Here is a 5,333-nt window from a genome sequence, read left to right as displayed (position 1 = left end):
GGGCAAGATGCCCGTGCCACCATTAATCAATTAATTAATCAACTAATATAATTATGTTGTGGAACAGGCATCTTGCCTGTTCATATATTCGCCACGGGCAAGATGCCCGTGCCACAATTAATCAATTAATTAATCAACTAATATAATTATGTTGTGGAACAGGCATCTTGCCTGTTCATATATTCGCCACGGGCAAGATGCCCGTGCCACCATTAATAATCGCCTCCAGCGCCGTACTGCCACGCTTCAACTAATCGGTTAAAATAATATTGCTGTTCTGCAGATAAATTTTTAACCTGCGGTTCTACCGCTTTCCCTAACGGCTGCAATCCCGTATAAATTCCTAAATTTACATAATGAACCATCCAATCGAGCAAATTAGCTATTCCCACTTGGGGGATGATTTTTATAACTAATCCGGGATGACTAATTGCTGTTTTAAACAGGGTTTTTGACAAAGCCGGAAATAACACAATATCCTGCAGAAACGGTTTGAGTACCGGTTCTCCAAACTCTTCCATTACCTGAAATACAGCAGCCAAAAGTTGATTGATTTGATTGGGGTCTATTTTCTGATTCATCGCAGCACTCATCGAACGCTGAAACAACCAGGTAACAGATAGATTCGGCTGGTACGGTTGCAAAAGTGCGAGGGATTTTTTGTCTAAACTTTCGCTTGTCAAAGCTTCGTCAATTCCGAGAGTCAATCGTTTGAGGTGGCGCACCATTGCGCCGAAACCGCCGAAGCTGAGGGGCGATTGGCTACCGCTGCTGTCTCCGACTGGAAGTATGCGATTCCAAGGCATTTTTAGAGGACTTTGGCGATAGCAGGGAAAGAATCCGTAGAGTGCTCTTTGGAATTTTAACTGTTCGAGTTTGACGTTTTGATATTGTGGCAGCAAGCGCAAGTATTCTTCAAATAATGTTTCTAAACTGAATCTTTCTGTGTCAGCGTCTATGTAGGTAAATAAGTAAGTAGTGCGCCCGTCTCTGGCTGGAAATGCTTCCCAAAAGTATTGGCACTGATTTTGCATTGGGGTGAAGGATGCAAATATGTCGCCGGTTTCGTTTTTGGGGTATCCTCGGGCGCAAGTGCCGACTACTAAACATACTGCGTCTGGTTTTTTACCTTGTCTGGCTTGTCGGACAATGGGGGAAAAATGTCCCATTGCGTCTAAGAATAATCTGGTTTTAAATAAATTTTCGGCTGTCGGTAAATCTGTAATTGCCGCTTCTACCGCGACTCCGTTCGGGTGAATTGTTGCTGTTTTAAATGGTGTGTTTTCAAATAGTTTGCCTCCGGCTTGGAGAAATTTTTGTTTGAGGGTTTCGAGGAGGTAAACTGGGTCTATTCCGATGTTTAGTACGTCGCGCACCCAAATGTCGGGGGTGTTGGCAAAGCTGATGCGGGCTGGGTTGTATTCGGTGGCTATTGCTTTGTCTATTTCAGCAGCAGTCAGCAAATTTAGTTCTAAAAATGCGTCTAATTCTTTGCGCGAAATGTTCCATTCTTGTTCGCGCCCTCGCAGGATACCGCGTTCTAGCAAGGCTACTCGCCAACCCCGCACGGCTAAGGCTGTTCCGATTAGTATTCCTAGGGTTCCGCCGCCGATAACTATGTCGAAGTCGAGGGTTTCGAGGGGTTGTTGGTTGTGTTTGACTGCTTGGGGTGCTGGTGCGGTGTTTTGTTTGAGGTTGTTCCAGAGTCGATCGACCTTTTGCAGGCCTTGAAGGGCATTTCCCGGCACTTGGGAGAGGATTTGTTCGGTGAGGGACATCGGGTTTTAAGATTGAAGAGCGGTGGATTTTATCTAATTTAGCTTAGATCCACACTTCCGACAGTTTTAGGGCTGATGTGGGGCGAGAAAGCCGGTTTCTAGGAGTTTTGGGCTTAACGATGGATCGCGCCAGAAACTAAGTTTGTGATAAGGATCGAAAACTTAATACTTAAGCACCTCCTACACTCCTCTATCCTGTAAGTTGCGAGATAGAAGGAGGCAGAGCCTCCGCACCTGCATTACCAGGCAGAGCCTGGTAACGAGAAAATTTCGGCACGATTTTAAGATGTCAAAACTTACGCACCCTACCATTTTTGTTTTGGTTCAATCAGCGGTGCTTAATTCTTCTACTTGCAGCCGATCGCACAAAATTGGTTCGCACGCCACACCACCAGTCTCTGCGGTTGTCCAAATTTCTAATTTAGCGGACGGTACCGCTTCAAACAAAAAACGTTCTCCCGGAAACACCGTCCGCTCAAAATGCCAATTAGGAATATTTGTAATTCGAGCAATTTGCACTTTGCTAGTATTGTTCAGATACCAACACAAAATGCGCGTATTAGGTTCGGAAATCACCTCATTCATTGTCAAATTCATTTCTTTTACTTTTTTGTGAAATTGTGTAATCCATCGGCTGCTCGCCCGATCTTAATATAACATATTACAATAAAAAATAAACATACTTTGGGTATATTAATAAATGCCTCTGCAGGAAAAATTGCTCTTTTCTACGTGTTCCCAAGAAGGTGCAAAAGGCGACATTGCTAAGGTGCAAGATTTCCATCCTCCCCTCACAGGTGCATTCAACAATTGACAGTGACCAACCGATCCTCTGGGATCTTTGTAGTAACAGCACAAAGCGCATTTAGAAATAGAAGTGCAGGGCCGATCGCTAATTACAAGATTGGGCTTGCTGTGAATGTTGTTGCGTTCTAGGGTTAGAGTTTCCATCAATATATGTTTGAAATCTTCACTCTCAAGTATGACAGCCGGATTTCAGTCGCTGCGTCTACCTCAAGACTTAGTTCGATTTTAAGTTTTGTTTAGGGATCGATAGAAAACATATCTTTTTTGACGGAATCAAACTAGGGAGCAATTAATTTTTATCTAACTTTAATTTGCTGCCCTGGCTCGATCGCCCTCGGTTACTGTCTGATACCATTTTTCTAAAGTAGCGCTAGATTTTACCCCCCCAACCCCCCCTTAGTAAGGGGGGGCTTCGGAATTCATTAGCACATCTTTATGAAAATGGTTTGACGTTGTACAACCCAGACGCCAGTTAGTTATCCTTGCCTAGCTGGCTGAACAAATCGGCTAAAATTGTATTGGAAAATAAAAAACCTTCGGGATCGCTCAACCTCAAATTGCCCGACAGTGGCAGTTTCGCGCCTTCGCCTAAAGTTGCCTCAAGCGGCTCTATTCCGTAGGAAATCGCCCGATCGGCTGTCACGATTTCTACCCATCCTTGCCGCCAGTAAGGTTGCAAACAATCCCAAATTCGCTCGACTGTTTGCTGCGTAAACTTTTGAGTCAGCGCCGACAGGCTGACTCCTTCTGCTAAACGCAAACCTAGCATCAGCGTTTCTAACAAAATGTCATTTTCTGAGACTTGCAAATTTTGCTCAATTGCTGGGTAAATATCCTGCGGGGTTTCCCCCTCTATTTTTGGGTTAGCTTCCGAAGCGATCGCACAGATAGATCGCACCCACTGATAATATTCTTGAGTTTTGCGAGGTCTTGTCAACCTTCGCCCTTGCACGTAACTCGCCGCCCCCATTCCCAAACCGTAATAAGGGCGATTTTCCCAATAAACGCGGTTGTGGCGGCACTGATAACCGGGCTTAGCGTAATTAGAAATTTCGTAATGTTCGTAGCCAGCCTCAGTCAAAATCGATCGCGCCAAACGGTACATTTCAGCAGCGGTTTCATCTGCCGGTAGCGGCTGCGCGCCTGCTTCAAAGTAGCGCCCGAAGGCCGTTCCCGGCTCAACAATTAAGTCGTAACTCGACAGGTGAGTCGGGCCAATTTCCACCGCCGATTTGAGGGAAGTTTCCCACTGTTCTAAAGTTTGGTGCGGCAGTCCCGAAATTAAATCTAAACTGAAATTGACAATCCCGGCCGATCGCACTATTTCCACAGCTTCAAAAATATCAGCGACTGAGTGCGATCGCCCGCAAGCTTGCAGCAATTCATCCTGAAAAGCTTGCACTCCCAAACTAACTCGATTTACTCCCGCCGCTGCATATCCCCGCAACTGTTCTAAAGTAAAAGTACCGGGGTCTATTTCTATAGAAATTTCCGCCCCAGCAGCAATCCCAAATTTGCCGTCGAGAGTCTCTAAAATCTGGCTCAACTGACTGACAGAAAGCAGCGAAGGCGTGCCGCCACCAAAAAAAACTGTTGTCAGAGATGTGCCTAAATTTGGAGTTGCTTGAATTTCTTCACACAGGGCGGCAACGTATTGCACAATTGTGCCGGAATTTTCGCCGTTTTTGCGATCGCCCACCACAAAAACCGGAAAATCGCAGTAGTAACAGCGGCGGCGACAAAAAGGTACGTGCAGGTAAGCCGAACTCGGAATGCCGGAATTTGCTGCAAGCTGGCTTTTTTTGAATTCAAATGTTAAATAATCTGTAGTAGCGTTCATTACATCTCCAGCCAAAATTGCCAGTTCAAATCTAAAGTTTTAATTAAAAACTCATAAATAATTATGTATATTATGACATTTTGCTAGCAATAAGACGGTGCGAACGATGGCGTCGGGCCCCGCAAGCTACGGCTGTTTGAGTTTTTCCGGCTACCGCGACCGACCGGCAGAAATTCCCGAACAGAGTCGGGGGCGGTATATTCGCGCATCTTATCTGCGATCGGGGGCGGGATGTCCGGCCGCGAAGCTCGATCGGGCATCCCCCTCAACTGCACAAGCGCGAAATATAAGTTCATGAAAATTTATCAGTAAAGATAGCGATATCCGACCGCAACGTCGGAAAAAACTGTCAGCACACAAAAGATATAATGTAAACAAATTTATCAACCTAGAACTAATGCTAGACGCAATCATAATAATCTCATTCATAATCGCAGGCGGAGGCATCGGCTATTACGGAGTCGAGCTGCTGCCGAACAACCTGCTGGAGCAAGTTACAAATATACAAGGCTTAAGTTCCGTACTCGGCTCGTTTGGAGCATTAATCGGCTTTGTGTTCGGATTAGTGGCTCAAACAACCTACAGGCGGCTGGAAAAAAAAGTCGGCGATATGCCGGTGGAGATGCTGCTGACACGGGCGATCGGCTTAATCATCGGACTGCTAGTAGCGAACTTAATGCTGGCTCCGCTGTTCCTGCTGCCAATTCCCCGCGAGTTCGGGTTCATCAAACCCCTAGTCGCAGTATTGGGCAGCGTCTTGTTCGGTTTCACGGGTGTCAGCTTAACCGACACTCACGGCCGCGCTTTCTTGCGCCTGATCAACCCCAAAAGCTTAGACACGGTGTTGGTAGCCGAAGGAACATTCAAACCAGCCTCTGCCAAAGTAGTCGATACAAGCTGCATAATAG

5 protein-coding genes and 1 pseudogene are annotated in these 5,333 nt (G+C 45.9%); 2 read left to right on the top strand and 4 right to left on the bottom strand.

The window, feature by feature from the left end:
• Positions 1-212 precede the first annotated feature (212 nt).
• The 4 genes from WBA89_RS01050 to hemW form a co-directional block, all read right to left on the bottom strand.
• On the bottom strand, positions 213-1,778 hold the full coding sequence (locus tag WBA89_RS01050; protein ID WP_424403243.1) for an FAD-dependent oxidoreductase: 1,566 nt from the start codon (positions 1,776-1,778) through the stop codon (positions 213-215).
• Positions 1,779-2,102: 324 nt separating this feature from the next.
• Positions 2,103-2,375 carry a DUF1830 domain-containing protein gene (locus WBA89_RS01045; RefSeq protein ID WP_424403241.1) on the bottom strand — a complete coding sequence of 91 codons (273 nt, stop codon included), beginning with the start codon at positions 2,373-2,375 and terminating at the stop codon, positions 2,103-2,105.
• A 96-nt stretch (positions 2,376-2,471) separates the two neighbouring features.
• Entirely contained in the window at positions 2,472-2,729 is a 258-nt protein-coding gene (locus WBA89_RS01040) for a hypothetical protein (RefSeq protein WP_424403239.1), read from the bottom strand.
• 328 nt (positions 2,730-3,057) lie between these two features.
• Positions 3,058-4,425 (bottom strand): radical SAM family heme chaperone HemW, encoded by a 1,368-nt coding sequence (gene hemW / locus WBA89_RS01035; RefSeq protein ID WP_424403237.1) that lies wholly within the window; start codon positions 4,423-4,425, stop codon positions 3,058-3,060.
• 106 nt (positions 4,426-4,531) lie between these two features.
• Here hemW and WBA89_RS01030 point away from each other — a divergent pair, with 106 nt between their 5' ends.
• Together WBA89_RS01030 and WBA89_RS01025 are read left to right on the top strand one after the other, a co-directional pair.
• A complete protein-coding gene (locus tag WBA89_RS01030; protein WP_424403235.1) occupies positions 4,532-4,723 on the top strand; it encodes a hypothetical protein in 192 nt (63 codons plus the stop codon).
• Between the two features lie 99 nt (positions 4,724-4,822).
• Positions 4,823-5,333 (top strand): annotated as a pseudogene (locus WBA89_RS01025) (PIN/TRAM domain-containing protein); the annotation flags it as partial.

The sequence above is a fragment of the Microcoleus sp. genome (genome assembly GCF_049646505.1).
Lineage (GTDB): Bacteria > Cyanobacteriota > Cyanobacteriia > Cyanobacteriales > Microcoleaceae > Microcoleus.
Note: the sequence above shows the minus strand (reverse complement) of the source record. Positions and strands in the feature narration are given on the sequence as shown.

Coding starts and splice junctions, on each gene's coding strand:
- WBA89_RS01030 (WP_424403235.1), top strand. CDS start 4,532: ATGGCGTCGGGCCCCGCAAGCTACGGCTGTTTGAGTTTTTCCGGCTAC.
- hemW (WP_424403237.1), bottom strand. CDS start 4,425: ATGAACGCTACTACAGATTATTTAACATTTGAATTCAAAAAAAGCCAG.
- WBA89_RS01040 (WP_424403239.1), bottom strand. CDS start 2,729: ATGGAAACTCTAACCCTAGAACGCAACAACATTCACAGCAAGCCCAAT.
- WBA89_RS01045 (WP_424403241.1), bottom strand. CDS start 2,375: ATGAATTTGACAATGAATGAGGTGATTTCCGAACCTAATACGCGCATT.
- WBA89_RS01050 (WP_424403243.1), bottom strand. CDS start 1,778: ATGTCCCTCACCGAACAAATCCTCTCCCAAGTGCCGGGAAATGCCCTT.